Origin of the sequence: Aliiroseovarius sediminilitoris, from assembly GCF_900109955.1 — a bacterium.
In the GTDB taxonomy this organism is placed as follows: Bacteria; Pseudomonadota; Alphaproteobacteria; order Rhodobacterales; family Rhodobacteraceae; genus Aliiroseovarius; species Aliiroseovarius sediminilitoris.
The window spans coordinates 231,059-256,811 of record NZ_FOJB01000001.1; the positions used below are offsets into that span (position 1 = coordinate 231,059).

The following is a 25,753-nucleotide window of genomic DNA, read 5'->3' on the forward strand; positions in this document are numbered from 1 at the left end:
TCGGATCAGGCAGGAATAGACCATGTTACCGATCCTTTATTCCTTCCGCCGTTGCCCCTATGCGATCCGCGCGCGGCTTGCGATTGCCAGCAGCGGTGTGCAAGTCGAACTGCGCGAGATCCTGTTGCGCGACAAGCCACAAGCGTTTCTCGACGCCTCACCCACGGCGACCGTGCCGTGTCTGGTGACGGCTAAGGGTGTGCTGGATGAAAGCTACGACATCATGCGCTGGGCCTTGGCGCAGAACGATCCCGAGGGGCTGTGCGACATGCCGGACGCCGGGTTTGACCTGATCGAATCATTTGACGGCCCGTTCAAACGCGCGCTTGATCTTACGAAATACGCCGTGCGCCACCCCGACAGCGACCCCGAGGTTACACGCGCCGAGGCCATGGCGATGCTGACCGGGCTTGAGGCGCAACTGGCCAATGGTTGGCTATATGGGCGCACCCCAACTCTGGCCGATTTCGCCACCCTGCCCTTCGTCCGTCAGTTCGCAATGATTGACAAGCCGCGCTTCGACACCCAGGCAACACCGCGCATTTCCGCATGGCTAGAGACGTTTTTGGCCAGCGACCGCCTTGCGGACGTCATGCAGAAATACCCTCCATGGCAGACCGGTGACACACCAACAGTCTTCCGCTAACGGACCCCCGGCGGCGGCAGGGTTCCGGCCTTGTAGGCGCTCCAATCCGTGATCTCGGGGTAATGCAGCTTGCGCCAGGCCCGCACACGCGGGTTCATCACGCGCCGCCACACCGGCGGGATCAATGCGGCGACGGTCATCACCGGATAGCCAAAGGGCAGTTGTGGCGCGTCACTGTCGGGATAGGTCTGCAACAACGGAAATCGCCGCGCGGGTTTATAGTGATGATCGGAATGGCGTTGCAGGTTGATCAACAGCCAATTCGACGCGCGGTGATCGGCGTTCCAGCTGTGATGCGGCATCACACTTTCATATTTTCCATCGCCCAGATGTTTGCGGGTCAGGCCGTAATGCTCGACATAATTGGTCAGCTCCAACTGCCAGATGGCGATGAAGCCCTGAAAGGCAAAAAGTGCCAGACCAAGCCAGCCGCCAATCAGCACAGCCAGAATACACGCCGTCAGTTGCAAGGCCCCATAGCGCCAAAACGGGTTCGACCCGTCCATGACCGACAAACCCCTGCGCGCCAGCATCGCTTTTTCCGCCTTCCATGCCGACACAGGCGTTTCATGCAGCACGCGCAGGAAATAGCGGTGAAAGCCTTCGTTGTATCGCGCCGTCACGGCATCGCGGGTGGTGCCGACATAGGGGTGATGAACCAACAGGTGTTCGGTGCGGAAATGGCTGTAGAGCACAGTGGCCAGCAACAGATCGGCCAACCACCGCTCCAACCGGTTGGATTGGTGCATCAGTTCATGGGCATACACGATCCCAACCGAGCCCGACAGAACGCCCACGCCGAAGAACACCAGGAATTTTTCAAGCAGCGACAGGTGGTCCGCGCCGGTGACATACCAGACCATCCCAAAGATCATCACGAACTGAATCGGAAACCAGATCAGCGTGATCAGTCGATACCAGAAAAGGTCTTTTTCAGCCGTGTTAGGGTCTGCATTGTCAGTGTATCGTCCGATCGCCGCGTCGAGAAGCGCGTAAAGCCACCATGTCCCCAAAGGCGGCAAAAGCACATACCACCCGCCCTTCACAGCCGCGATGCAGACCAAAATGGGCAACAAGAGCGAAACCCCGAAGGGTGCTGCATTTCGCACCCGGGATACTGTCGAAGCTGGAACCATGGCGATGTCCTTATCTGTTCCAATCAAATGTATAGCCCCAGCACCTGTGCGGCTCAATCCGGCAACGCGGCTTTCGCCACGTCAAAGGCCTTGCGCATCACGGTGGGCAGTTCGGTGGGTCGTATCTTCTGAAACTGGCCAACCGATGCCTGTGCGGCGTTGGAAACCGTGGCCAGGCGCAGCGACAGAATTAGATGAAAGTGCGTAAAGGTGTGGCGCACTTCGACACCCGGATCGCACCAATCTGCCTGCAAGGGCTCTGCTTCAATTGCCGTGTCGCCCCACGCAGCCCCCGGCCAGCCCAGCATCCCGCCCAGCAGTCCCTTTTCAGGGCGACGTTCGACCAGCCACGCCCCATCCGCGCGCCGCGCTAGATAGGCGATGCCGTATCGCGTGGGTTTGGGGGTTTTCGGTTTGCGGGCGGGCAGCGAGACCTGCACCCCTGCCCTGCGGGCGCGGCAATTTCTGATCCATGGGCAAATCCCGCAAGCGGGCGACTTGGGTGTGCAGATCGTGGCCCCCAGATCCATCACGGCTTGCGCATAATCACCGGGCCGCGCACTGGGCGTCAGGCTGGCGGCGCGCTGCTTCATTTCGGGCTTGGCGTCTGGCAGCGGCGTTTCGATCTGAAACACCCGCGCCATGACGCGTTCAACATTTCCGTCCACCACCGTTTCCGGCAGATCATAGGCGATCGCAGCAATCGCAGCTGACGTATAGGGGCCGACACCCGGCAAATCCTCAAGCGCCGAGCGGGTCCGGGGAAATCCGCCCATCTGCGTGACCACGCGCGCGCATTTCAGCAAGTTGCGTGCGCGGGCGTAGTATCCAAGCCCCGCCCATTCGCCCATGACACGGTCGTCTTCTGCGGTGGCCAGATCCTCGACCGTCGGCCACAAGTCCATGAATCGGGTGAAATAGTCTCTGACGGCCGCCACAGTTGTCTGTTGCAACATGATTTCGGACAGCCATACGGCATAGGGGTCCGGCACAACGCCGGCTGCTCGATCGAAGGGGCCGACACGCCAGGGCAGATCGCGGGCATGGCGGTCATACCAGGCCAAAAGGTCGGCGGGCTGTGGTGCGATACACAAGTGTTATTCCCTATCATTGCTTTGCACTGGCATAGCATCCTCAACCGCATAGAATAGGGGCAAAACCGGGATGTGCCAGACGTGAGTCAACCGAAGAACAAACAACGCCGCAGAAAGGGCTTTGAGCGGACATCAAGCCTGCTATCGACGCGCATTCGCAAGACGGGCGAAGCGCGTGGCTTTGCGGTAACGCGTGTGCTGACACATTGGGCCGAGATCGTCGGCGAAGACATTGCCGCCATCGCAAAACCTGTCGAGGTGTCTTATGCCCGGGGCGGCATGGGGGCGACCCTGACCGTGCTGACCACCGGCGCGCAGGCGCCGATGCTGGAAATGCAGAAAGAGCAACTGCGCGAAAAGGTCAACGCGGTCTATGGATATAACGCCATCGCGCGGGTAAGGATCACCCAGACCGCTCCGACTGGCTTTTCCGAAGGACAGGCGCAATTCACCCCGGCACCGAAAAAGGCACCGGTGATCGACGAGACAACCTGCACCCGCGCAGCCGAGGTGACGGAAGATGTCACTGACGCAGGCTTGCGCGAAGCGCTTGAAACGCTCGCACGTAATGTGCTGATGAAACAAAAACACGATAGAGGCTGACACTTATCATGATCCGATTCCACTCCTTCCTGCTTGCCGCAGTTCTGCTGATTGGCGGTGGTGCATATTATATGAGCCAGAACAACGGTTCGTTCCCCGGCGTTTCCATCGCCGAGGCGCAAGACGCAAACACCGAAATTGAACTGGCCCCTGATATGGTCATGGGGGACGAGAACGCGCCGCTGACGGTGATCGAATATGCATCCTTCACCTGCCCGCATTGCGCCAACTTCCATGAAAATGTCTTTAAGGATCTGAAGAAAAACTACATCGACACCGGCAAGATAAAATTCGTTTATCGCGAGGTATATTTTGACCGCTTTGGCCTGTGGGCGGCTATGATCGCCCGCTGCGGTGGGGAATCGCGGTATTTCGGCATGACAGATCTGCTCTACTCGGGACAGAAAGAGTGGATTGGCGATGGCGACCCCGGCAACATTCTGGATAACCTCCGCAAGATCGGCCGCACCGCCGGGATGAATGACGAACAGATGGATGCCTGCCTGCAAGACGAAGCAATGGTGCAAAGCATGGTGGCTGCATACCAGAAAAATGCCGCTGCGGACGAGATCAACTCGACTCCATCCTTTGTGATCGACGGCGAAACCTATCCCAACATGTCTTATGACGACTTCGCCAAGCTGATCGACGAAAAACTGGAAAGCTGACGGCGCGGGCTAGGGTTGATACAGGCTCTAGCCCAGCCCAATTCGCTTCAATTCGACATCAACTGTCGACCAGTCCGACAGCTTCAGCCGCACGGGCACGGTGAGCACCTGCCGTTTGAACGCGGCGGGCAGGCGCACCGCGTCCTTTTCGGTGGTGACAAGCTGGGCGCCCAGTGCCGTCGCTTCGATCTGTAGCCGTTTCATCAACGCATCGGTCAATGGCTGGTGATCCGCCAGCGACTCGGCTCTGACAAGATCTGCGCCCAGGTTCCTGACGGTGCCAAAGAACTTCTCGGGCAGGCCGATCCCGGCAAAGGCCAGCACCTTCATTCCCTGCCAGTCCATGCCGGTCTGAAGCGGCACAAGCTGACCCATGGCATGCGGGCAAGGGATTGCGTCTTTCCACTCTTGCAAAAACCGCTTCTGTGCCCCGTCGGGACCGATCGACAACAGCAGGTCAGCGCGGCGCAGTCCTGCCCAAACGGATTCACGCAGCGGACCGGCCGGGATGCAGCGCGCATTGCCGAAACCTTTCACTGCGTCGACCACAACAATCGACAGGGTTTTCTGAACAGACGGGTTCTGAAACCCATCGTCCATCAGGATCACATCGGCCCCGGCGGCTTCGGCAGCCTTCACACCCGCCGCCCGGTCGCGCGCGACCCAAACCTTGGTGAATGCGGCCATCAAAAGGGGTTCGTCGCCAACATCTGCGGCAGTGTAAGTTCGTTCTTCCACCAGAACTGGGCCTTCGACCGTGCCTTTGTGCCCGCGCGAGACGACGTGCACATCAAGACCGCGCACCATCAAACGCTGCGCCAGAGCAATCGTGGTCGGCGTCTTGCCTGTACCGCCTGCGTTGATATTGCCGATACAGATCACTGGAACTTGCGCACGATACCCATCCTTCAAAGCCACGCGCCGCGCGGTTGCTGCGGCATAGATCCAACCAAGCGGTGCAAGAATGCGCGCGCGCCAATCAGGTTGTGACGGTGATGTGAACCAGAACCGGGGTGTCTTCATTGCAACCCCCTAGGTGCGGCGCATTTCCAGCGCGTCGGTCAGCTTACCACGCAAGAGGTCGCTGACCTCGGCTCCGCTGGTGGTCACATCCCAAGCTGCCATCGCCATATTGGCAGCTTCCTCGGGGGACAACAAATGCTCGACCGCTTTGGTCAGGCTGTTTCCGTCACTGATCTTGGTCGCAGCCCCCGCGCGTTCAAGCCGTCGATAGGATTCGAAGAACCCATTCACGTTCGGGCCAAACAGGACGACTGACCCCAATGCAGCGGGCTGAAGGGGGTTCAGATCGGTACCCACGCCCATGCTTCCACCCGCATAGGTGATCGGCGCAAGGTGCATCCACAGACCGGACTCTCCTGCCTGATCTGCGATGAACACCTGGATATCCGGGGTGGGATCTTCGTCGCGCGACCGGCAGGCAACACCCCAGCCATCCGCCTCAAGCTCGGCGGCCAGTTCGGGGCCACGCTCTGCTTCGCGCGGCTCGATGATCAGCAAGAGCCGATGCGATTTGCGCACGAGTTGCTTGTGCGCGTCCAACAACGCTTGCTCCTCAATCTCACACACTCCGGAAGCAAGCCATACCGGGCGCGCCGCCAATGTCGCGGCGATCGCATCCCGTTCGGACATATTGCAGCTGGGAGGGACCACCTGAATCTGCAACGGACCCGATGTCACGATGCGATCCTTGGACGCACCGAACCTACGCAGTTCACGCGCTGCGGTGTCATTTTCCGCCATAATCGTGTCGAATCCATTCATCAACGACTTGATCGAGCCGGGCAACCAGCGCCATTGGCTTTGCACTTCTTTCGGGACATGTGCATTGACCCAATGTGCGGGAATCTTGCGGTCGAAAACGGCCGGCAGCAACGTCACATCCAGCTTGTCATCCATCCATAGCAGCACATCCGGCCGCCAGTGTTCCAGAAATGCCGTGACAGGCGCATTGGCCGAGTAGGGCGCATATTGATGGACAAAGCTGGACCCGTTCGGCGGGGTGCCATCATGGTGGGTCGTGGTAATCAGGATTGTCAGATCTTCGTGATCGGCCTGGAAATGCTGCACAAGCCCCAGAACCTTCTCTAACCCATCCGAGTTTTTCAGATGAATCCAGGCCAGCGCACCATCTGGTCGCCTGGCAAGCCCACGCCCCAACCGTTCCGCCCCACGCGTGGGGTGTTCCGTGCCGTCCTCGACACCGCGCCGCAAACGACGCTCAAGCCCCGCAGCGCCCTGCATGTTTTGCAGGCCCCGGAACAGTGAAATCCCAATGGGCGGCATTCTTACTGCACTTCCTCATTCCGCGATGCGTTGTCCGCTCGCATTATTATGACCTTAGATTATGGCATATTCGGCAATGAGGGAAGCGTCACTCGCGCCATTCGCCCGTTGCGAGCATCTTTGTTGCGGCGACGATACGATCGAAACTGGCGCGCGCACGCTGAACGCTGTGACGCGCGCGCAGATATCCATGCACCAACCCGGTCTCGTTGATCCAAACGGCCTGACCGCCTGCGGCTAGGATCGCGTCACGATAGTCGCGACCGTCATCCGCCAATGGATCACATTCGGCAGAGAAAATCACAGTTGGCGGCAGGCCCGTGAAATCCTTATCCGCAAGCGGTGTGGCGGTTGGGTCGTTTTGCGGCATTGCCCTGTCAAAACGCATCGATTGATAGAATTTCAAATCGTCCAATGTCAGCATCGGCGCCTGAGCATGATCACGATACGACCCGCGCATCATGTCGCCACCCAAACCCGGATAAATCAGAACTTGTCCGGAAAAATGCAGCGTCCCACGGCTTGCATGAGCCACTGCGGCCGCCAGGTTGCCGCCGGCACTGTCCCCGGCAAGAATATGCGATCCAGCCCAAGTTAGAGCCACATATTGCGTTGCGTCCCGAGCGTCCTGAAACGCTGCTGGATGCGGGTGTTCAGGGCAAAGGCGATAGTCGACGCTGACGACCCGAACACCAGAGCGCACGCATATCTCGGCGCAGACATCATCATGGCTGTCCAGCCCACCGACCACGAAACCCCCGCCATGAAAATAGATCAGGGTGACGCCATGGGATCCACATTCATAGATACGCAAAGGGATGGTTCCGACACGATCATCTCGTGCCGTCACACCTTCTGGATAGCCGGTGAAAAACGCACGGCACATACGGTTGTAGATTTCCCGCTGCGTGGCAACATCCGCAGAGATCATGTCCGGAGGATAATGGTCTTCCGTTCCGCGTATGAAAGCCCATGTTTCAGCGTCGATAAGCGTGTTGTAATCCATGGCTGGAAAGCTACGCTTCTGCATCTAAGCTGACAAGGAACCACTGGACGTTAATCGGGCCGCTGTCTGGCCATAAACCCATCGCGATCTGGACCTACCGGTGAGCTGGCCTGACTGTTTGGTTCTTGGAACTACAATTTGCGCGCAAACATCTTGTTTCGCCGCACCAAATTGTCTTCAACAAAAAGACCTTGCGACAGGGCGAACAGGTAAATGACGAAACCGGAACACCTTCAGATTGACACCTCGCCACCCGTATCGGACGAGTTGCGCAAGACGACGTGTTACATGTGCGCCTGCCGTTGCGGGATTAACGTGCATATGAAGGGCGGTCAGGTGGCCTATATCGAGGGCAATCGCGACCATCCTGTCAACAAAGGCGTTTTGTGCGGCAAGGGCTCGGCTGGGATCATGCAGCACTATGCCCCGTCACGACTGCGCGCGCCCCTGAAACGTGTGGGACGGCGCGGGTCAGGCGAGTTTGAGGAGATCACCTGGGACGAGGCGCTGGAGATTGCCGCCGGTTGGCTTGCCCCATTACGAGACACAGACCCGAAACGTATGGCGTTCTTCACCGGCCGCGATCAGAGTCAAAGTTTCACGTCTTGGTTCGCACAAGCCTATGGCACTCCGAATTACGCAGCGCATGGCGGGTTTTGTTCGGTCAACATGGCTGCGGCTGGCATCTATACGATAGGCGGCGCTTTTTGGGAGTTCGGGCAACCGGACTGGGACCGAACAAAGCTGTTCATGCTGTTTGGCGTGGCAGAAGATCACGATTCAAACCCGATCAAGATTGGTTTGGGGAAGCTGAAGGAACGTGGCGCACGGATCATCGGCGTGAACCCGATCCGGTCAGGTTATAACGCGATTGCGGATGACTGGGTGGGCATCACGCCGGGCACCGACGGGCTTTTCATTCTGGCGCTGGTCCACGAACTTTTGCGCGCGGGTAAGGTCGATCTTGCCTATCTGTCGCGCTATACCAACGCGGGCTTTATCGTCAATGAAGAGCCTAACTCACCAGAAAACGGCCTGTTCCTGCGTGGCGAGAATGGCAAGCCACAGGTTATGTGTCGTGCGACCGGAAAGTTGGCGGATTACGACACACCCGGCGTGATGCCCGATCTGGCGGCAAACTATCGACATGCCGGAATCTCGCACCGGCCCGTGTTCCAATTGCTGGCAGACCGCTATCTGTCCGACGTATATGCGCCCGACGCCGTGGCCCATCAGACCGGCATTCCCGCCGACCGTATCAGGTCGATCGCCGCGGAGCTGGCGCGGGTTGCCTTCGAGGAAGAGATCGTGCTGGACCAGCCGTGGACCGACTGGAAGGGCCAAAAGCATGACAAGATGATCGGACGGCCGGTCAGCTTCCATGCGATGCGCGGCATCTCGGCGCATTCCAATGGTTTTCAAACCTGTCGCGCGTTGCATATGCTGCAAATCCTGCTCGGCTCGGTCGAGGTGCCGGGCGGGTTCCGGTTCAAGCCGCCCTATCCCAAACCACCCGAAGCGCACCCGAAACCCCATGCGGGGGTCACGCCCGGCCAACCACTGGACGGACCCCATCTTGGTTATCCATTGGGGCCGGAGCATCTGCTGCTCGACAGTGAGGGCAACGCCAAGCGCATCGACAAGGCGTTCACATGGGAAAATCCGATGTCGGCACATGGGCTGATGCATATGGTGATTTCAAACGCCCATGCGGGCGACCCTTACAAGATCGACACGCTGTTCATGTATATGGCCAACATGGCGTGGAACTCGTCGATGAACTCGTCCGAGGTGATGGGAATGCTCACCGACACGGACGAAAACGGTGACTATGTGATCCCGCATATCATCTATTCCGATGCCTACAGTTCGGAAATGGTGGCCTATGCCGACCTGATCCTGCCCGACACGACCTATCTGGAGCGTCACGATTGTATCAGCCTGCTGGACCGTCCGATTTGCGAGGCGGACGGCGCGGCCGATGCGATCCGCTGGCCAGTGGTCGAGCCGGATCGTGATGTGCGTGGGTTCCAGACCGTGTTGATCCAACTGGGGGCCAAGCTGGGTTTGCCCGGTTTCGTCGCGAACGACGGCTCGCCGAAATTCAACGACTACGCCGATTATCTGGTGAATCACGAACGGCGTCCGGGCGTCGGCCCGCTGGCCGGATGGCGCGGAAAAGATGGCGAGGGCAGGGGGCGAGGAGAGCCTAATCCCGCCCAAATCGACCGATACATTGAAAATGGCGGCTTCTGGGTCGATCACATTCCCGAGGAAGCGCGGTTTTATAAACCGTGGAACAAGGCCTATCAGCAATGGGCGGTCGCCCGTGGCATATTCGATGCAGAGGCACCTTATGTGTTCAACCTCTATGTCGAACCGATGCGCAAGTTCCAACTGGCCGCCGAAGGGCATGGCGACATTCAACCACCCGACCATCTGCGCGCCCGCATCGCGCAGACGATGGACCCACTGCCGATCTGGTATCCTCCGTTTGAAGATGCGAATGTCGACCCGGATGAGTTCCCAATTCATGCCCTGACCCAGCGCCCGATGCATATGTATCATTCATGGGGATCGCAAAACGCATGGCTCAGACAGATCACAGGCAAGAATTTCCTCTATCTGCCGACCGATCTTTGGCAGAACCACGGGTTCGCGGACGGCGACTATGCCACCGTGACCTCGGCGCATGGGTCGATCACCGTGCCGGTCGCCCATCACGCGGCGTTGAACCCAAAGACGGTCTGGACCTGGAACGCCATAGGTAAACGCAAAGGCACCTGGGCCTTGGATAATGATGCGACGGAAGCGACGGAAGGGTTTCTGTTAAACCATCTGATTCACGAATTGCAGCCGCCGAAAGGCGATGGGCTTCGTTGGACCAATTCTGACCCGGTGACGGGGCAGGCGGCGTGGTTCGATCTGCGTGTGAAGATCGAGAAAACAGACCCTAAACCAGCGGAAAGCCAGCCGGCACATCCACCCATCACTTCGCCCGTTGGCAAAGGGCCAAATGTCGTGGCAAGGAAAATCTGATGACAGCTCTTCCAGAATCGACCGATAAGAAACTGGGTCTGGTGATCGACCTGGACACCTGCGTCGGATGCCACGGGTGCGTGACCGCATGCAAGGGCTGGAACACGCAAAACTATGGCGCGCCGCTGTCCGATACGGACCCTTACGGCGCGGACCCCGGCGGGACATTCCTGAACCGCGTGTTTTCCTATGAAGCGCAGGCCGAAGGTCGCACCGCACAGACCGTTCACATGCCACGATCCTGCCTGCATTGCGACGACGCGCCTTGCGTGACCGTCTGTCCGACCGGTGCCAGTTACAAGCGATCCGAGGACGGAATCGTGCTGGTCAACGAAGATCGCTGCATCGGCTGCGGCCTCTGCGCCTGGGCTTGTCCCTATGGCGCGCGCGAGCTGGATCGCGAGGCGGGCATCATGAAGAAATGCACCTTGTGCGTGGACCGGATATACAACGAGAACTTGCCTGAAGAAGACCGCGTGCCCGCCTGCGTGCGCACTTGTCCATCAGGCGCGCGACATTTCGGCGATCTTGGCGACCCGAACAGCGATGTGTCGAAGCTGGTGGCAGATCGCGGTGGCTATGACCTGATGCCGGATCTGGGCACGAAACCTGTGAACAAATACCTGCCGCCGCGCGCCAGGGACACCCTGAACACCGTCCCGCTGGACTCCGTCGCAGACGAGCCGAAGGGCTTTCTGGGTTGGCTTGACAAAGCGCTCGAAAAGCTCTGACGGAGGATACGGATGCACCCCGCCCCCAGCGTCATTATCTTCACCACCCTGTCCGGGCTTGGGTTCGGTCTGTTCTTTTGGCTGGGCCTTGGTGTGCCGGATGTCACTGGTGGGACCGCGTTCGCATTCTTCTTCATCGCCTATTCGCTGTCCTGCGCCGGGTTGTTGGCATCGACCTTCCACTTGGGCAACAAGAAGAACGCGGTCTATGCGCTTAGCCAATGGCGAACAAGTTGGCTGAGTCGCGAAGGTATCGCAGCGATCGTCACGCTTATCCTGTTCGCGCTGGTCGCCGTTCCGCGCATCTTCCTTGGCGCAGAGATGGCGATATCTGGCGCAATAGGGTCTATGTTGGCAGTGGTCACTGTTTTCACAACTTCGATGATTTATGCCCAGCTCAAGACTATTCCGCGCTGGAACCAGCCGCTGACTCCGGTGCTGTTCCTGCTGCATACGCTGGGCGGCGGGGCACTGTTGGCGGGTGAGGTGAAGATCGCAGGCTGGCTGCTACTTGCGCTGACACTTGTCTTGTTTGCCGCGTGGCAGGTCGGGGACAAGCGGGCGAACGCGCGTGGAACGACCGGTGATGCGACCGGGTTGGTTCATCTGGGGGAAGTTCGGTTGCTGGAAAGCGGCCACACCGCGCGAAACTATGTTGTGGACGAGATGGTATACCGCGTTGGCCGCAAACATGCCCGGAAGCTCAGATGGATCGCTCTGGTCTTGGCGGGTGCGCTGCCCGCCGCGATCCTTCTGCTGACACCCTCTGGGCATATCACCGCTTTTCTGGCGCTTGCCCTTCATCTTTTCGGCACGATCATCGGGCGCTGGCTGTTCTTCGCCGAAGCCGAGCATGTTGTGGGCCTATATCACGGCAAATGATCCCTTTTCATTGAACCCGATCCCCACTGCGCCTATCAGAGGGAAAACGGAGCATGAGGGCGGATATGGCCAACCATCTATACAAACGTGACCTTCCCGATGGGCTGGACCTTGGGCCGGTCGTTGCAATCGACTGCGAGACGATGGGCCTGAACCCACATCGCGACCGGCTGTGCGTGGTGCAGATGTCATCTGGCGATGGCGAGGCGCATCTGGTGCAGATCGAAAAGGGCCAGACCAGCGCGCCGAACCTGGAGCGGATGTTGACGGACCCGGATATCTTGAAGCTGTTTCACTTCGGCCGCTTCGATATCGCGGCACTGCTGAACGCGTTCGGCGTCGTCACCGCCCCGGTCTATTGCACCAAGATCGCGTCGAAACTGATCCGCACCTATACCGACCGCCACGGGTTGAAGAACCTGTTGGAGCAACTTCTGAAGATCGACATTTCCAAACAACAGCAGATGAGCGACTGGGGCGCGGAAGACCTGACCGCCGCGCAATTGGACTATGCTGCATCGGATGTGCTGTATCTGCACCGCCTGCGCGAAGAACTGAATCAGCGTCTGGACCGTGAAAGCCGGACCGAGATGGCACAGGCCTGTTTCGATTTCCTGCCAATGCGTGCGCAGCTGGATCTTGCCGGCTGGCCCGAGATTGACATTTTCGCGCACTAGAGCGGCCATCGCCTGCCCTGTCCTTGGATCGGGCCGGTTGGTGCCTAAATATGAACAAGACAGAACAGCCGAGGTCACATGCTCCGGTCCGACAACCGTTATTCGCGCTTTATCGCCTGGCTGAAGATACTTCTGCCGGTCAGCGCACTTGCGTTGTTGTCGACGATGTTCCTGATCTCGAAGTCCGTCGATCCGACCACATCGCTGACATATGCCCGCGTCAATCTGGAAGAATTGACCGGCGAACAGCGCATCGACAGCCCCCGGTTTTCCAGCGTGACCGAGGATGGCGCAGCGATCACGTTTTCCGCCAAAAGCGCGGTGCCTGACCCGGAGCAGACAAACATCTTCACCGCCGATGGGTTGGCGGCCCGGATCGAAACACCGGATGGCGGGGCTGTTGACATCAACGCCTCGAAAGCCGTGATCAATGGCAGCTCGAACATCGTTGACCTGTCGGGCGGCGTCACGTTGGTGACATCAACGAATTACCACATCGCAACCAGCGGGCTGTCGACCGCAATGGATGCAACATCGGCCAAGACCCTTGGCCCCGTTGAAGCGGATGGCCCGATGGGGCATTTGACCGCAGGACTGGCAGAGATCACCCGCGAAGGCGAGGGAAGCGACACCTATCTTCTTGTTTTCAAAGGGGGTGTAAAGCTGATATACGATCCCAAGACAGAGGGGACTTACAAGTGATGAGATCTGCACGCATCGCGGCCTGTTTGCTTGCGCTTGGTTTGCCGATCGCGGCCCATGCGCAGGCCCAGGTTGCCTTTGGCGGTCTGAAACATGACAGCACCCTTCCCGTCGAGATTTCAGCAGATCAGTTGCAGGTCGATCAATCGGACGGATCAGCCACATTCAGCGGAAATGTCCAGATCGGACAGGGCGACATGCGCCTGTCTGCGGGCAAGGTTAGGGTCGAATATGCAACCGGCGACGATGCAACCGGAGAGATATCGCGCCTGTTGGCCTCGGATGGTGTCACCCTGGTGAACGGTGCCGAAGCCGCCGAAGCGCGCGAGGCGGTTTACACGATTTCCAGCGGCGTGATCGTGATGACCGGTGGCGTGATCCTGACCCAAGGGCAAAACGCGCTGTCATCCGAAAAACTGACGGTGAACCTTCAGTCTGGCACCGGCACGATGGACGGACGGGTGAAATCAATCATTCAGACGGGCGCGGATTGATGTCAGACACACCTGATCTGACTGTCGAAAACGGCGACGCCGGTCTGCGGATCATCGGATTGCGCAAAAGCTATCGCAAAAAACCCGTCATCCGCGAAGTGAATCTGGAGCTGCACCGGGGCGAGGTTGTGGCGCTGCTAGGCCCGAACGGCTGCGGCAAGACGACCACGTTTTATGCCATCGCCGGGTTGATCACGCCCGAAGCCGGTCAGGTTCTGATTGACGGGCGTGACGTGACGCTTCTACCGATGTATCGCCGGGCGAAATACGGCATCGGCTATCTTCCACAAGAGATGTCGATTTTTCGCGGTATGTCGGTCGAGGATAACATCCTTTCGATTCTGGAAATCTCGACCCCTGACCGTCACAAGCGGCGGGAACGGCTGGAAGAATTGCTGAACGAGTTTTCCATCAGCCACCTGCGTCGCGCCCCAGCGCTGGCCCTGTCCGGCGGCGAACGACGGCGCGTCGAAATCGCGCGCCTGCTGGCATCGAATCCCAAGTATCTGTTGCTTGACGAACCCTTTGCCGGAGTCGATCCGATTGCCGTGGGCGAGATCAGGTCCTTGGTTCACGAGCTTAAGGATCGCGGGATCGGCGTGCTGATCACCGATCACAATGTGCGCGAAACGCTCGAAATCGTGGACCGCGCCTATATTCTGCATGACGGCCACGTTTTGATGAGCGGCACCACCGATGAGGTGATCCGGGATGAGAATGTTCGGCGTGTATATCTGGGGCAGAATTTCTCGATCAAATAGGGACGCCGGGGTCTGATGTGGTTGACAAGCCCCCTCGACTCGTCGCCAAATGATGACAATGCAAGACCACCTGATCCTTTGTTCCTGTCCCCCCGAGTTCGGGAAATGCATGGCGGATCGTCCAAATGAATTTGGACGGGTAAGGTTGTTCAAAGCACTCACAACACTATGTAATTTATATAGGAATTCGCCTTCCCTCGTCCGAGAAAGGCATTTTTGAGGCCTGCACTACCATAGGAGGTATGGATGCAATATCAAATCAGTGGCAAGCAAATCGACATCGGTGATGCCCTTCAGGTTCACGTCAAGGAGGAACTGGGTGGTGTCGTTCAAAAATACGCTGAACGCCCCACGCGGGCCCAAGTGATCTTTTCAAAAAGCGCCCATGAATATGTGTGTGAAACGATCGTGCATCTGTCCACCGGATTGACCGCCCAGGCAAAGGGGGTCGCCACCGAAATCTATGCAGCTTTCGACAATTGCGCCGAGAAAATGGAGAAGCAATTGCGCCGCTACAAGCGTCGATTGAAGGATCACCATAAGGATCGTGTGGACCCGGTTGAAGTTTTCGGCGGGTCCTCGTATATCCTCGCCTCAGAAGAAGGTCAGGACGAAGCAGACGACGCCTCACTCCAGCCCATGATCATCGCCGAGATGGAAACTCAGATTCCATCGCTTTCGGTCGGCGAAGCGGTCATGCAGATGGAGCTGGCACATGCGCCCGTTCTGGTTTTCCGCAACGAGAAAACCGAGGGGATGAATGTGGTCTATCGCCGTGAAGACGGTAATGTGGGCTGGATCGACCCTAAAAATGCAGTGTAAGCCTCCCACCTGACAGGTGGGTGGGGAAAGTTGTTGGCGATGGAACTTTCGAGCATCCTCAAGCCGTCGGCCGTAAAGGTCGTATCGACAGTGTCTTCCAAGAAGCGCCTGTTTCAGGACCTTGGCGACGTTGTGATGGAATGTTACGGCATCAACGGTGGCGAGGCGTTCACCGCACTTCAGCAACGCGAAACCCTGGGGCCCACCGGTGTGGGCCGCGGGGTGGCATTGCCTCATGCCCGCCTGCATGGGCTGGACAAGGTTGTCGGCTGCTTCATGCGGGTAGAGAAGCCGTTTGATTTCGGCGCCGTGGACAAACAACCCGTTGATCTGGTCTTCGCCTTGTTCGCGCCGGAAGATTCTGGTGTCGACCACCTGAAAGCCCTTGCCTTGGTATCGCGCACCATGCGGGATGCCTCGATCTGCACCAAGCTGCGCGCCAATACCGAGGCCGCAACCCTTCATGCGTTGCTGACCGAAAGCCTGTCGAACAAAGCGGCGTGATCGCGGATCAGTCCGACGCGCCCCAGGACCGAAATCCAAACATCATATAATCACGTTGATACGCTTTGCGCACAGCGGTCTCGATCTCGTCTGAATAGACCTGATCCAAGGAAAACGGCGCATCGGGTGACGCAGCGGGCAGGGTGGGCGCGGCACCGGCTTGCACCTCGGCCAGTAAATGACCAAGCGCGGCGGCAAGCTGATCCTCCCGCAAGATGTGATCGGGCAGGGCAAACCCCGCAAACCCATTGACGGTTGCCGCTTGTGATGCCCAGCGCGGATCGACATTGATACCTGTCTGACCACCAAGCGACTCTGCAACAAACGCGATGAACCGCGCAAACGCGTCTTGGTGATCGGTCAGCGTCCAAGGCGCGTCAGGGCTGGTGGGCAACGCCACTCCATGATTATGCCGCAAGGCGTGCTTCAGATCCCAATCCGGGTCATTTTCTTGAAAAGCCACAAGGTCGCAAAACACCGAATGCAACCGCGCCACCGGGTGCCGTAAAACGGTGAAGCTGCGATGCGCCTTGTGCCGCCGCTTCCACTGCCGCAGGGCCTTTTGCGAGAAATCCCGGAGCAAGGGGCCAGCGGCCTCCATCCAGCCTGTGACCTGATCTGACGGCCCCCCTGCAATCGGCAGAAACACCAACTGCAATTCATCTGACGCCAGATATGTTTTCAAGGCGGGCGGGCGACCGGGCTCAAAACTCGGCGACTTGTGAAGATCAAATATATCAATTCGGGCGACCGTTGACGCCAAAAGCTCGAAGTTCTGCACCTTGTCCGAGAGGGGTTCGGGATTCTGTTTCTTGAAGGTGCTGGCGAATTGCGTGATCTCGGTCTGTTCGCCCAGATATTTCGCCAAGCCGTTGATAACGCTTAGACTTTGCGCTTCTTCATAGTCGATGTAGAACGCCACCTGACCAGAGCGTTGTAGACGATCCTTGATCTTCAACTGAAAGCTCTTGAATCGATAAAACAGCTTCTCGAATTCGTCCGGGATGAAACGCGCCGGTTGCTTGCGGGCATCGCTCTGGTCGCTCAACTGCCATTGGTCAGTCGCCATCGCGATTCTGCGGGACACATAGGCGTCGACGGGGTTTCGGGTCAGCACGATCTTGGCGCAGCGCGGATCGTCGATCAGCGCATTGAATACACGCGGGTCATGGTCGTGAAAGAAGCGAAAACCCGGCAGACCGTCTGTTTCGGACTTCATTCGCTCCAACAGCAGCATCGGGTCCGCATCCCGCATCGCCACGGTGATGTCAAACAGCACTTCTGTCTTTGGCGTCACCATGAAATACGGGTTGAACGCCTCGCCATAACATTTGAGGCCGGGAAACTGATCCAGATTGCTTTCCAGAAAGTTTGAACCGGTGCGCATCTCGGCGAAAATGATGAAACAATCAAACGGGCCGGTCATAAGATCACTTCACCAGATAGGGTTTGCGCTGAATGCGGGTGGTGGGCACAAGGTCATGCCCAGCCGGGAAATCACCCATCAGATAGGGATGCATCCCCTGATTCTTCAAATCCTGCAAAAATTGCCCAAAGCCGCGAAGAGGCTTCATTTTTGGCATGCTCTGCAAAGCTCCGGTTTTCCGCGGGCCAATGTCATCCACCACGCTTTGCAGAGGCTCTGATGGATTCAGCACGAAATCGGCCAGCGACCAGATTTGCGTGCGCGCCCGCGCATAGCTGGATCGCAGCGCAGTCAGGTGTTCGCTTTCAATCTTTTGCAAGCGCGCCGCCTCGCACCGGATGTCCGAAAAGTTGCGGTTTGAATGAAACAGTGGCACCGCCCAGGCCCCGGATACGACATAAACGCGTGCGTTCGGGTCTTTGGCCATAACCCAGGACAGGTCTTGATTGTCCTTTGGTCCGTACTGAAAGCACTGGCGCTCGCCTCGCGTGTTCCATATCAGATTGGTCAGAAAGGCTTTGGGGTTATAGTCTCGCAGGCTGGCAGAATCGGTGAGCGCGCCGAAGAAGACCTGCGCACCGCCCGCAAAATGTGCTTTATCTTCGGCAAACAGGTGGCCGTGAACACGGGCGCTGATGGTATCGGCCAACCATTGGTCAAACCCTTCGAACAGTTCGGAAAACCCTTCCAGAACGGTATAGCGCGCGGCGGTTATGTTACCTTCATGCCCGGCCCGTGGAAAACGGCTTGGCATATAAAGGCCAGGCCGTCCCTTCGTGCGCCTTTCGATGGCCTTGGTAAAGATTCGGTCGATCTTGCCGGGGTTGGGTTCGGCGCCGGTGAGGACGATCTTCTGTTCGGATAAAAAGCTGTCATACAACTTGTCTGCGTATCTCCACGCCTTGCGGGCAACAAAGCAATCGGACCGTCGCAACAGTTGCAGATGGTCATCATGAAACACGTGTGGCTTCCCCTGAAAATCAAACTTTGACAGAGTCAGCGACCGGCTCTCGATCCGGGTCGAATGACGGCGGGTCAGGGTCTGATAATAGCTTTCATCAGGGATCCAGACGCGCCTGAAATATCGGTCATAGGCAGGTCGATGCGGATCGTTCAGGATCGCCGTCAGGGTGGCCCGCGTCAAACACCACCACTGGCTGCCCAGATGCGGCACTATCCCATCCGGGATGGGGCGTTTGATCCTGAGCCTGCGCTGAATGCTGACGTATCGGTCGAACAGGCGGCGGTGTCGTTTCCACGAAAACGGAAACCGAAGCGTGAACCGTTCGATGTCCAGCCCGCCGATGGTCCACGGCACATCTTCGGTCGTGACGCTTTCGATAAAGTCGGTTTGCGGACGGTTGCTCAGATAAGACCGCATCTCGGAAACGGGGCGCAACGGCAGACAGCTACCAGATGCCAGCAGGACGTGTTTCACGTCGGGAAATGTCTCTAACATGGCTTCAGCGGCCGTCTGACTGGCCGCGACCAAGGACCATGTGCCCCATTCGCAGTGACGGCGTTTGCAGAACCGGACGTTGTCCAAATCACCCAACGCGGCAGTGAAATTTGCGAAGTCGTCACGCGACACAAAGGCATCGACATGCACGACGACGGGGCAGTCATGCGTCGCCCAATGGCGCACCAACTGCTCGGCGCGATCAAGCGCGTCGTGCACCAGCATGACGATGCCAAGGCTCATGCCCAGTTTCCTTTCGACATCAGGCCCAGCATCTCAAGCTGGCGCCAGTTCAGATACTTCTCGCTCCAGTCGCACCACAGGTCGGTATCCTCGTTGGTGCCATCGTGATAGGCGCGGTATTCGTGACTGTTGGCATAGTGTTGCCCGCGCTTCAGTTCTTCCACCGACTTATCCTTGAATGTGTCCAGGAATTTGGCGTGCAGCAAGCAGCCCGAGGCTTTCTCACCGCCCCATTGATCATAGACAAGGTTCAGGCCCCGCGGCAAAAGCGCGTGGGTTGAACTGACATAGGTGTAGTTTCTGTTCCATTTCACCAGCGGAATCTTGTTCAGGGCGGGGGCCTTCTCGGGCTTGTCCCGAAAAAAGGCGCGGGCGCGGGGGCCGCCTTGTATCCACAGGTTTCCATATTTGGGATTCCTGGTAATGGTGTAGTTGCCGCTGTCAAACCAGTCCGCAACCTCGAACGGGTTTTGCCCGGAGACATAACTGAGACTGTGCATCGGACCTTTGGGATACATGTCCAGAAGCATGACGCCAAATGATCTGACACCCGAATTGTCCAACCAGTCGGTCAGCGCCCGGATCGGACGCGTGTCGCAAAAGGGATAGATCAGGAATTCATCAGGATCGACCACTAGCGACCAATGCCCATGGGCATATTTGCGTTGCAGCCATCCGGTCCAGTTCACGCCGAAATTGGCGTTCTTGTAGCTGGCGTCTGTGGACCACAACGAGACATCGGGCTGGTCTGCCAAATACGTGGGGCCGCCATCCTCCGATCCATTATCGACAAAGAAGAAATGGTTCACGCCAAGGTCGCGATAGTAGTTGAGGAAGAATGGAAGCCGGATACATTCATTGCGGATCGTCGAAAAGCACAGAATATCGTTTGGCGCGATAGCCTCGGTTCGATTGGCAATCTCGGTCAGTTCGCGCCGTTTGCGAAATGCCCGGATCTGGCATTGCTTGCGTTTCAGTCGCAGTCGGTATGATGTCCAGACGCCCAAGATCTTCCCCGTATCAAACTGGTATTACGCTATCACTTGTTTAGGCCCAGCCGCCATTGGAAATAAGCCCCATTTCCATCAGCGGACGCCAGCCTTGATAGGCCACCGACTGGTCGTGCCACAGATCGGGTGCGGATGAGAGCCAGTCGTAATAGGCATCGAAATCTTCGGGCTGTCCGAAATGCTCCTGCCGCATCTTCTCCTCGCGTGACCGGGTCACGACGTCCGGCAGGAACTTTGTGTGCAAAAGCGCGCCTGACAAACGATCGTCGCCCGAAATGCACGCAGGTCCGTCCCAAGCGTGATTCAGGCGCGGCGGCAGCGCCGAATGGGTCGAGTTCAGATAGGCGAAGCGTCTATTCCAGTGCACAAGCGGCAACTTGTTCAGGGTCGGGGCGCGGGCGGGGTGGTCGGCAAAGAAAGCTCGATCACGCGGCCCGCCCTGCACCCACAGATTCTGCGCGGGGAATTGCCGCTGCGCCCGATAAGGAGCGGCATCGAAATACTGCAATATCTCGGTTGGATCCTGACCCGGCGTGTATGTCGCTTGGTCCAGCGGCCCCTTCGGATACATATCCAGCATCAACGCGCCCATCGCGGTAGCATTCGTTTGCGCCAGACGTGCGGTCAGATCGGACAGGGTCCGGGTATCGCTGTGAGGATAGACCAACAGCTCGTCCACATCGACGGTCAGGCACCAGTGACGATTCCCAAAACGAAACTGAAGCCATGTGGTCCAATCGACCCCGAAGCGCGACGCCTTGTAGCTGTCATGGGTACGCCACAAAGACACGTCGGGTTGGTCCGCAAGAAAGCCTTCGGACGCATCGTCGCTGTTGTTCAGAACGAACAGAAAATGCCCGACACCCAAGGTACGGTAATGGGTCAGGAAATGCGGCAACCGCGTGTATTCGTTGCGCGCTGTAGAAAAGGCCAGCACATGGTCGGGATCGATCCGGTCCGTGCGATCCACCACCGATTCAAGGTCGTGGCGCGACCGGACGGATCGCCAGATCAAACGGCGGCGCTTCCACCGCATCCGATAGGCTGACCACAGATCCCGTCCGTCCTCTCGCACAGGGGATTACTCGGCAGCCTTTTGCTGTGTAACGATATCATGGAGATAGTCGGAAAACTCTTCCCGAAGCTCTTCACGCGCCATGCCAAAGGCAACAGTCGCTTGCAAAAAACCCGCTTTGGATCCGCAATCGAACCGCTGGCCACGGAACCGATACCCAAACACATCGCGCCCCCGCTTGATTTCCGAGGCGATGGCGTCGGTCAGTTGAATTTCCCCCCCTGCGCCGCTTTTCATCTTGTTCAGACTGCGCAGAACATCAGGCGTCAGGATATAGCGGCCAATCACTGCCAGGTTCGACGGCGCGTTTTCGATGGCTGGTTTTTCGACCATGCCCTTGACCGACACCATGGTGCCCATGTCCTGCTTCACGTCAAGGACGCCATAGGCGCTGGCCTTCTCGGCGGGCACCTCCATGGCGGCCACCATGCAACCCCCTGTTTCGCGATAGGCTTCAACCATCTGTTGCAGACAGGGTTTTTCGGCGGCGATCACGTCATCAGGCAGGATGACCGCGAATGGTTCGTTGCCGATAAGACGGCGGGCGCACCAGACCGCATGTCCCAGCCCCAACGCCTTGTGCTGGCGTATATAGGCGATCGCGCCGCTTTCCATATTGGTGTCTTTCAGGATTTCCAACAGGGCGTCTTTGCCCTTTTTCCGCAATTCCTGCTCCAGAATGGGTGAATTGTCGAAATAGTCCTCAAGCGCGCCTTTGCCGCGTGATGTCACAAAAAGAAATTCCTTGATCCCCGCCGCGCGCGCTTCGTCGATTGCGTATTGGATCAACGGGCGATCGACCAGCGTCATGATCTCTTTCGGAATCGATTTTGTGGCGGGCAGGAAACGCGTTCCCAACCCTGCGACCGGGAAAATGGCCTTGGTGACCTTTTTGTGCGTCATAAAACACCTCTGTCTTGACCGATCCGTCTGAATATACGTCCGATGGGCCAACAAATAAATTACCTGTGCAGGCTTAAACTATATACCGAACACCAATGGGCGAAAAATCTGACAACTTCATGGCAATTGTTCACGATATTGGGTCAATCAGCGGCTTTTCTCAAGGTAATTCCATTTTTCGGCGAAAAGGTGCGGTCGATTGCCCGCTGCGTATGCGAAGCGTCGGCAATGGCGTCGACCTAGGCCATGCCAAGCTCGCCCAGGATGCGTTCGATTCTCGTGACATCTTCGGGGTTGTTCAATTCCCAGAACTGTTGCCCGCGCGCGTCGACTTCGACACATTGCACGGGGTGATCCCTTTCCAGAAAGCGTAACTGCTCCAATCCTTCCAACTGTTCCAGCGGTCCGGGCGTCCAGCGCGCATAGGCTGCCAAGGCGGCGGGGCGATAGGCATAGACGCCCACATGGTGAAACACCGGGGTCACGGTGTGATCGTCCCATGCGCCGTCTGCGACGTGCGGGATCACCTCTTTCGAAAAATAGAGCGCTTTGCCCTCGGCCCCGAACACCGCCGTTGTCGCCCCAACCCGCCCGGCGCGGCGGTCGTCAAGAAAGCCACCAAGGGCCCGGCCATCACATCGCAGAACCGGTGTCGCCATCTCGGCAATCGGGTGGGCGTTCAACGCAGCAATCAGATCCTCGACAAACCAGGGCGGCGTCAGCGGGGCATCGCCTTGCAGGTTCACCACAATATCAAAGGCACCGCCCAACGCATCCAACGCTTCGGCACAACGCTCGGTGCCATTTCGACAGGTCGCAGATGTCATGACAACTTCGGCTCCGAAGCCTTCAGCCTCGGTGCGGATACGGTGATCATCTGTCGCAATGACAACGCGGTCCACACCGCCTACTGCCTGCGCCGCATCCCAACTGCGCTGGATCAGAGACTTTTCTTGCCCGGTCGCACCGCGCAGTGGCACCAGTGCCTTACCTGGATAACGGACCGAGGCGTAGCGCGCCGGGATGACGATCAGAACACTCATCCATCAGGCTTTCTTCAGGTCGACCCCTGGGGCGTAGGCAATGAAAAACGGGTTGGCATAATCCGGCTTGCCATAGGTCAGCGGCGCATGGTCGTCAAAGCGCACCACATCTCCACCCGCGCCTTTCAGCACCGCATGTCCTGCGGCGGTGTCCCATTCCATCGTGCGGCCGACACGGGGATAGATGTCCGCTTCGCCCGTTGCCACCAGACAGAATTTCAGCGAACTGCCCGCCGACCGCATGTCCTTGACGGCATATTTTCCGATGTAATCATCCGTGGCCTGATCACGGTGCGACTTTGAGGCCACGACCATCAGCGCCGCATTATCCGGCGACGTGACAGAAATCGGGGACAGGGGCCCAACCGCGCCCCTATCGAAAGGGCCTTGTTCCTCGACACTGCTGCCATCGGCGCGGGTGAAGAACATTCGACCTTTTGCGGGGGCATAGACGACACCGCGAACGGGTGTGCCGTCCTCCACATAGGCGATGTTGACGGTGAAATCCCCGCGCCGGTGAATGAATTCCTTGGTGCCGTCCAAAGGATCAACGATCAAAAACGCGTCGGCCTGCTGCCCGTGGCTATCGGCTTGCTCTTCCGTCACCAACAACACGTCTGGAAAGGCGTCTCGCAAACCCGCCGAGATCACGGCGTCAGCCGCTTCGTCGGCAGCCGTCACCGGGCTGTCATCAGACTTCGACCGGACATCAAAATCATCCGAATTGTAGATCTCCATTATCACATCACCAGCCGCAAGCGCCAGTTTGCGCATAACGCTTTCCAAACGGTCAAAATCCAAGGTCTTGCTCCTTACCCGCCAAGCTGTGCGGCCCGGTTGATTACATAATTTCGCCCACTTATGATGATTGAGTAAAGGAACGGCAAGAATTCCCTGCGAGAATCCCCCCATTGCGGGCAAAAAGGCAGCGCCATGTTTGAAGTGAAAGTGAACAGAACCCGGTTGGAGGCTGCGGCCTCAATGGTGTCGGTGATCTATCACGCGACGGTCTATGACCTTCGAAAGTCACACCCAAATGCGATAGTCGGCCTGCTGATCAATATCCTTCAATCGCTTCTGATGGTCGCGATTTTCTTCGTGATGATAAGCGTGTTCGGCCTGAGGACAAGCGCCATTCGCGGGGATTTCCTGCTCTACATCATGTCGGGCATTTTCATCTTCATGACGAACATCAAAACCATGAAATCGGTGGCAACTGCGGCAGGCGCGACATCAACCATGATGCTGCATGGACCGATGAACACGCTCGTATCCATCACCGCAGCCGCCCTGGGGGCACTTTACCTGCAGACCCTGTCCATCGTCGTGGTGCTTACGATTTACAGCCTGGCGTTCAAGCCGGTTGAAATATACGATCCGGGCGGGGCATTCATGATGCTGTTGCTCGGCTGGTTCAACGGCGTTTCAGTCGGCATCGTTTTCATGGCCCTGAAACCATGGTTCCCGCGATTCACGCAGGTCGCCACAACGCTTTACATGCGGGTGAACATGTTTGCATCAGGCAAGATGTTTGTCGCGAACACTTTGCCGTTTTTCATGCTGGCCCTGTTTTCGTGGAACCCGCTGTTTCATATTATTGATCAGGCACGCGGCTATGCCTTCATCAATTATGTTCCGCATTACACAAGCTGGCAGTATGCACTGATCGTGTCGATCGTGTTGGCCTTTCTTGGCCTGCTGGGCGACAGCTACGGCCGCAGGTATGTGTCGGCCAGTTGGGAAGCCCGGCGTTAAACCTCATCAGATGCGGTTGGTGCGATCTCGACCACACGAAGCGTCAGGTTGATCCGCCCACGGTCACGCAGAAGGTCGGAAGACCCAAAGCGCAAACGATCAATCCCGTGATAGGCCAGCCGCGAAGGACCGTCCAGCACCAGAACGTCACCGGAGCCAAGCCAAGCGGACTGCGTCGATCCCTGCCGCTTGATCCCGCCAATCCGAAACAGCGCATCATCGCCAAGGCTGATCGACACGACCGGAAACGAGAAATCACCTTCGTCCCGGTCCTGATGCAGCCCCATCCGCGCACCATCGCCGTAATAGTTGACCAAACAACAGTCGGGCAGCCGATCCGCGCCTGACACAGCACGCCAGACCTCAAGCGCAAGGTCGGGGATTTCGGGCCAAGGCGCACCTGTCGGGTGGCGCGGCTCATAACGATAACCCCGCCGGTCCGACACCCAGCCCAGACGTCCCGCCGATGTCATCCGCACAGACATCTGCTTGCCCCACCGCGTTTCGGGGTGGAAAAAAGGTGCAACAGACACCACATCGCGCAGTGCAGAAACAAGCGCTTCCTGTGTTGGGCGATCCAGCATCCCCTTGAAAAGCCTCGCCCCTGCCAGATCCATCGGGGGAATGTCGTGCGCAATCATAGGCAAAACCCTGAAAATGACTCGTTTTTTGGCCCTTTGCGGCCCCTTGAACGCTTGCAGGCCCCATTTCCCCTACTTATATACGCCCAGACGCCGGACTGGGGTACGCCCATTCGGTCAGAAATC

26 protein-coding genes are annotated in these 25,753 nt (G+C 58.0%); 13 read left to right on the forward strand and 13 right to left on the reverse strand.

Annotated features, from left to right (window positions below; translation table 11 throughout):
- The first annotated feature begins 22 nt into the window (after window positions 1-22).
- Window positions 23-646, forward strand: a complete 624-nt coding sequence (locus BMY55_RS01095; RefSeq protein WP_091427522.1) for a glutathione S-transferase — start codon at window positions 23-25, stop codon at window positions 644-646.
- Here BMY55_RS01095 and BMY55_RS01100 read toward each other — a convergent pair.
- Window positions 643-1,782: an alkane 1-monooxygenase gene (locus BMY55_RS01100; RefSeq protein WP_091427523.1), complete on the reverse strand. Its 1,140-nt coding sequence runs from the start codon at window positions 1,780-1,782 to the stop codon at window positions 643-645. The two genes, BMY55_RS01095 and BMY55_RS01100, sit on opposite strands and share 4 nt — an antisense overlap.
- A 53-nt stretch (window positions 1,783-1,835) precedes the next feature.
- Window positions 1,836-2,876: an A/G-specific adenine glycosylase gene (locus tag BMY55_RS01105; RefSeq protein ID WP_091427525.1), complete on the reverse strand. Its 1,041-nt coding sequence runs from the start codon at window positions 2,874-2,876 to the stop codon at window positions 1,836-1,838.
- An 81-nt stretch (window positions 2,877-2,957) separates the two neighbouring features.
- Between BMY55_RS01105 and BMY55_RS01110 the strand changes: the two genes are divergently transcribed.
- Together BMY55_RS01110 and BMY55_RS01115 are read left to right on the forward strand one after the other, a co-directional pair.
- Window positions 2,958-3,479 (forward strand): DUF721 domain-containing protein, encoded by a 522-nt coding sequence (locus tag BMY55_RS01110; RefSeq protein ID WP_091427527.1) that lies wholly within the window; start codon window positions 2,958-2,960, stop codon window positions 3,477-3,479.
- Between the two features lie 8 nt (window positions 3,480-3,487).
- The gene (locus BMY55_RS01115) at window positions 3,488-4,147 is read left to right on the forward strand and encodes a DsbA family protein (protein ID WP_091427528.1); all 660 of its coding nucleotides are present in this window, start codon (window positions 3,488-3,490) and stop codon (window positions 4,145-4,147) included.
- Between the two features lie 27 nt (window positions 4,148-4,174).
- Here the strand turns inward: BMY55_RS01115 and lpxK are convergent, their stop codons facing one another.
- The 3 genes from lpxK to BMY55_RS01130 all read right to left on the reverse strand — a co-directional run bounded on the left by lpxK (window position 4,175) and on the right by BMY55_RS01130 (window position 7,460).
- Window positions 4,175-5,170 carry a tetraacyldisaccharide 4'-kinase gene (lpxK, locus tag BMY55_RS01120; RefSeq protein ID WP_091427530.1) on the reverse strand — a complete coding sequence of 332 codons (996 nt, stop codon included), beginning with the start codon at window positions 5,168-5,170 and terminating at the stop codon, window positions 4,175-4,177.
- 9 nt (window positions 5,171-5,179) lie between these two features.
- A complete protein-coding gene (locus tag BMY55_RS01125; RefSeq protein WP_091427532.1) occupies window positions 5,180-6,454 on the reverse strand; it encodes a 3-deoxy-D-manno-octulosonic acid transferase in 1,275 nt (424 codons plus the stop codon).
- A gap of 88 nt (window positions 6,455-6,542) precedes the next feature.
- Window positions 6,543-7,460, reverse strand: a complete 918-nt coding sequence (locus BMY55_RS01130) for an alpha/beta hydrolase fold domain-containing protein (protein WP_091427533.1) — start codon at window positions 7,458-7,460, stop codon at window positions 6,543-6,545.
- 213 nt (window positions 7,461-7,673) lie between these two features.
- Here BMY55_RS01130 and BMY55_RS01135 point away from each other — a divergent pair, with 213 nt between their 5' ends.
- The 9 genes from BMY55_RS01135 (at window position 7,674) to BMY55_RS01175 (ending at window position 16,072) form a co-directional block, all read left to right on the forward strand.
- Window positions 7,674-10,499 carry a molybdopterin-dependent oxidoreductase gene (locus BMY55_RS01135; protein WP_091427535.1) on the forward strand — a complete coding sequence of 942 codons (2,826 nt, stop codon included), beginning with the start codon at window positions 7,674-7,676 and terminating at the stop codon, window positions 10,497-10,499.
- Window positions 10,499-11,230, forward strand: a complete 732-nt coding sequence (locus tag BMY55_RS01140; RefSeq protein ID WP_091427537.1) for a 4Fe-4S dicluster domain-containing protein — start codon at window positions 10,499-10,501, stop codon at window positions 11,228-11,230. The genes BMY55_RS01135 and BMY55_RS01140 overlap by 1 nt, the downstream gene beginning before the upstream one ends.
- A 12-nt stretch (window positions 11,231-11,242) precedes the next feature.
- Window positions 11,243-12,112, forward strand: a complete 870-nt coding sequence (locus BMY55_RS01145) for a dimethyl sulfoxide reductase anchor subunit family protein (RefSeq protein ID WP_091427539.1) — start codon at window positions 11,243-11,245, stop codon at window positions 12,110-12,112.
- Between the two features lie 65 nt (window positions 12,113-12,177).
- Window positions 12,178-12,789 carry a ribonuclease D gene (locus BMY55_RS01150; RefSeq protein WP_091427541.1) on the forward strand — a complete coding sequence of 204 codons (612 nt, stop codon included), beginning with the start codon at window positions 12,178-12,180 and terminating at the stop codon, window positions 12,787-12,789.
- Between the two features lie 78 nt (window positions 12,790-12,867).
- Window positions 12,868-13,491: an LPS export ABC transporter periplasmic protein LptC gene (locus BMY55_RS01155; RefSeq protein ID WP_091427544.1), complete on the forward strand. Its 624-nt coding sequence runs from the start codon at window positions 12,868-12,870 to the stop codon at window positions 13,489-13,491.
- Window positions 13,491-13,985, forward strand: a complete 495-nt coding sequence (locus BMY55_RS01160; protein WP_091427545.1) for an LptA/OstA family protein — start codon at window positions 13,491-13,493, stop codon at window positions 13,983-13,985. Before BMY55_RS01155 ends, BMY55_RS01160 begins: the two co-directional genes overlap by 1 nt.
- Entirely contained in the window at window positions 13,985-14,746 is a 762-nt protein-coding gene (gene lptB, locus BMY55_RS01165; RefSeq protein ID WP_091427547.1) for an LPS export ABC transporter ATP-binding protein, read from the forward strand. The genes BMY55_RS01160 and lptB overlap by 1 nt, the downstream gene beginning before the upstream one ends.
- Window positions 14,747-14,992: 246 nt before the next feature.
- Window positions 14,993-15,568 carry a ribosome hibernation-promoting factor, HPF/YfiA family gene (gene hpf, locus BMY55_RS01170; protein ID WP_091427549.1) on the forward strand — a complete coding sequence of 192 codons (576 nt, stop codon included), beginning with the start codon at window positions 14,993-14,995 and terminating at the stop codon, window positions 15,566-15,568.
- 39 nt (window positions 15,569-15,607) lie between these two features.
- Window positions 15,608-16,072, forward strand: a complete 465-nt coding sequence (locus BMY55_RS01175; RefSeq protein WP_091427551.1) for a PTS sugar transporter subunit IIA — start codon at window positions 15,608-15,610, stop codon at window positions 16,070-16,072.
- Between the two features lie 7 nt (window positions 16,073-16,079).
- Here the strand turns inward: BMY55_RS01175 and BMY55_RS01180 are convergent, their stop codons facing one another.
- The 7 genes from BMY55_RS01180 to cysQ all read right to left on the reverse strand — a co-directional run bounded on the left by BMY55_RS01180 (window position 16,080) and on the right by cysQ (window position 24,032).
- Complete coding sequence (locus BMY55_RS01180; protein WP_091427553.1) at window positions 16,080-17,498, reverse strand: sulfotransferase family 2 domain-containing protein; 1,419 nt, start codon at window positions 17,496-17,498, stop codon at window positions 16,080-16,082.
- Between the two features lie 4 nt (window positions 17,499-17,502).
- A complete protein-coding gene (locus tag BMY55_RS01185) occupies window positions 17,503-19,200 on the reverse strand; it encodes a DUF5927 domain-containing protein (protein ID WP_091427555.1) in 1,698 nt (565 codons plus the stop codon).
- Window positions 19,197-20,207 carry a glycosyltransferase family 2 protein gene (locus BMY55_RS01190; protein ID WP_091427558.1) on the reverse strand — a complete coding sequence of 337 codons (1,011 nt, stop codon included), beginning with the start codon at window positions 20,205-20,207 and terminating at the stop codon, window positions 19,197-19,199. Before BMY55_RS01190 ends, BMY55_RS01185 begins: the two co-directional genes overlap by 4 nt.
- 40 nt (window positions 20,208-20,247) lie before the next feature.
- Window positions 20,248-21,285 carry a glycosyltransferase family 2 protein gene (locus tag BMY55_RS01195; RefSeq protein WP_322787708.1) on the reverse strand — a complete coding sequence of 346 codons (1,038 nt, stop codon included), beginning with the start codon at window positions 21,283-21,285 and terminating at the stop codon, window positions 20,248-20,250.
- 6 nt (window positions 21,286-21,291) lie between these two features.
- Window positions 21,292-22,188, reverse strand: coding sequence for a UTP--glucose-1-phosphate uridylyltransferase GalU (gene galU / locus BMY55_RS01200; RefSeq protein WP_091427563.1), 897 nt, complete (start codon window positions 22,186-22,188; stop codon window positions 21,292-21,294).
- Between the two features lie 239 nt (window positions 22,189-22,427).
- Window positions 22,428-23,231, reverse strand: coding sequence for a 3-deoxy-manno-octulosonate cytidylyltransferase (locus BMY55_RS01205; protein WP_091427566.1), 804 nt, complete (start codon window positions 23,229-23,231; stop codon window positions 22,428-22,430).
- A gap of 3 nt (window positions 23,232-23,234) precedes the next feature.
- On the reverse strand, window positions 23,235-24,032 hold the full coding sequence (cysQ, locus tag BMY55_RS01210; RefSeq protein WP_091427569.1) for a 3'(2'),5'-bisphosphate nucleotidase CysQ: 798 nt from the start codon (window positions 24,030-24,032) through the stop codon (window positions 23,235-23,237).
- Window positions 24,033-24,164: 132 nt separating this feature from the next.
- Here cysQ and BMY55_RS01215 point away from each other — a divergent pair, with 132 nt between their 5' ends.
- Window positions 24,165-24,986 carry an ABC transporter permease gene (locus BMY55_RS01215; protein WP_091427572.1) on the forward strand — a complete coding sequence of 274 codons (822 nt, stop codon included), beginning with the start codon at window positions 24,165-24,167 and terminating at the stop codon, window positions 24,984-24,986.
- On the opposite strand, the gene BMY55_RS01220 is transcribed toward BMY55_RS01215, so the two are convergent.
- Window positions 24,983-25,627, reverse strand: a complete 645-nt coding sequence (locus BMY55_RS01220; protein WP_091427575.1) for an alpha-ketoglutarate-dependent dioxygenase AlkB family protein — start codon at window positions 25,625-25,627, stop codon at window positions 24,983-24,985. The genes BMY55_RS01215 and BMY55_RS01220 overlap by 4 nt on opposite strands.
- Window positions 25,628-25,753 lie beyond the last annotated feature (126 nt).

Coding starts and splice junctions, on each gene's coding strand:
- BMY55_RS01095 (WP_091427522.1), top strand. CDS start 23: ATGTTACCGATCCTTTATTCCTTCCGCCGTTGCCCCTATGCGATCCGC.
- BMY55_RS01100 (WP_091427523.1), bottom strand. CDS start 1,782: ATGGTTCCAGCTTCGACAGTATCCCGGGTGCGAAATGCAGCACCCTTC.
- BMY55_RS01115 (WP_091427528.1), top strand. CDS start 3,488: ATGATCCGATTCCACTCCTTCCTGCTTGCCGCAGTTCTGCTGATTGGC.
- lpxK (WP_091427530.1), bottom strand. CDS start 5,170: ATGAAGACACCCCGGTTCTGGTTCACATCACCGTCACAACCTGATTGG.
- BMY55_RS01125 (WP_091427532.1), bottom strand. CDS start 6,454: ATGCCGCCCATTGGGATTTCACTGTTCCGGGGCCTGCAAAACATGCAG.
- BMY55_RS01130 (WP_091427533.1), bottom strand. CDS start 7,460: ATGGATTACAACACGCTTATCGACGCTGAAACATGGGCTTTCATACGC.
- BMY55_RS01135 (WP_091427535.1), top strand. CDS start 7,674: ATGACGAAACCGGAACACCTTCAGATTGACACCTCGCCACCCGTATCG.
- BMY55_RS01140 (WP_091427537.1), top strand. CDS start 10,499: ATGACAGCTCTTCCAGAATCGACCGATAAGAAACTGGGTCTGGTGATC.
- BMY55_RS01145 (WP_091427539.1), top strand. CDS start 11,243: ATGCACCCCGCCCCCAGCGTCATTATCTTCACCACCCTGTCCGGGCTT.
- BMY55_RS01150 (WP_091427541.1), top strand. CDS start 12,178: ATGGCCAACCATCTATACAAACGTGACCTTCCCGATGGGCTGGACCTT.
- BMY55_RS01155 (WP_091427544.1), top strand. CDS start 12,868: ATGCTCCGGTCCGACAACCGTTATTCGCGCTTTATCGCCTGGCTGAAG.
- BMY55_RS01160 (WP_091427545.1), top strand. CDS start 13,491: ATGAGATCTGCACGCATCGCGGCCTGTTTGCTTGCGCTTGGTTTGCCG.
- lptB (WP_091427547.1), top strand. CDS start 13,985: ATGTCAGACACACCTGATCTGACTGTCGAAAACGGCGACGCCGGTCTG.
- hpf (WP_091427549.1), top strand. CDS start 14,993: ATGCAATATCAAATCAGTGGCAAGCAAATCGACATCGGTGATGCCCTT.
- BMY55_RS01175 (WP_091427551.1), top strand. CDS start 15,608: ATGGAACTTTCGAGCATCCTCAAGCCGTCGGCCGTAAAGGTCGTATCG.
- BMY55_RS01180 (WP_091427553.1), bottom strand. CDS start 17,498: ATGACCGGCCCGTTTGATTGTTTCATCATTTTCGCCGAGATGCGCACC.
- BMY55_RS01185 (WP_091427555.1), bottom strand. CDS start 19,200: ATGAGCCTTGGCATCGTCATGCTGGTGCACGACGCGCTTGATCGCGCC.
- galU (WP_091427563.1), bottom strand. CDS start 22,188: ATGACGCACAAAAAGGTCACCAAGGCCATTTTCCCGGTCGCAGGGTTG.
- BMY55_RS01205 (WP_091427566.1), bottom strand. CDS start 23,231: ATGAGTGTTCTGATCGTCATCCCGGCGCGCTACGCCTCGGTCCGTTAT.
- BMY55_RS01215 (WP_091427572.1), top strand. CDS start 24,165: ATGTTTGAAGTGAAAGTGAACAGAACCCGGTTGGAGGCTGCGGCCTCA.
- BMY55_RS01220 (WP_091427575.1), bottom strand. CDS start 25,627: ATGATTGCGCACGACATTCCCCCGATGGATCTGGCAGGGGCGAGGCTT.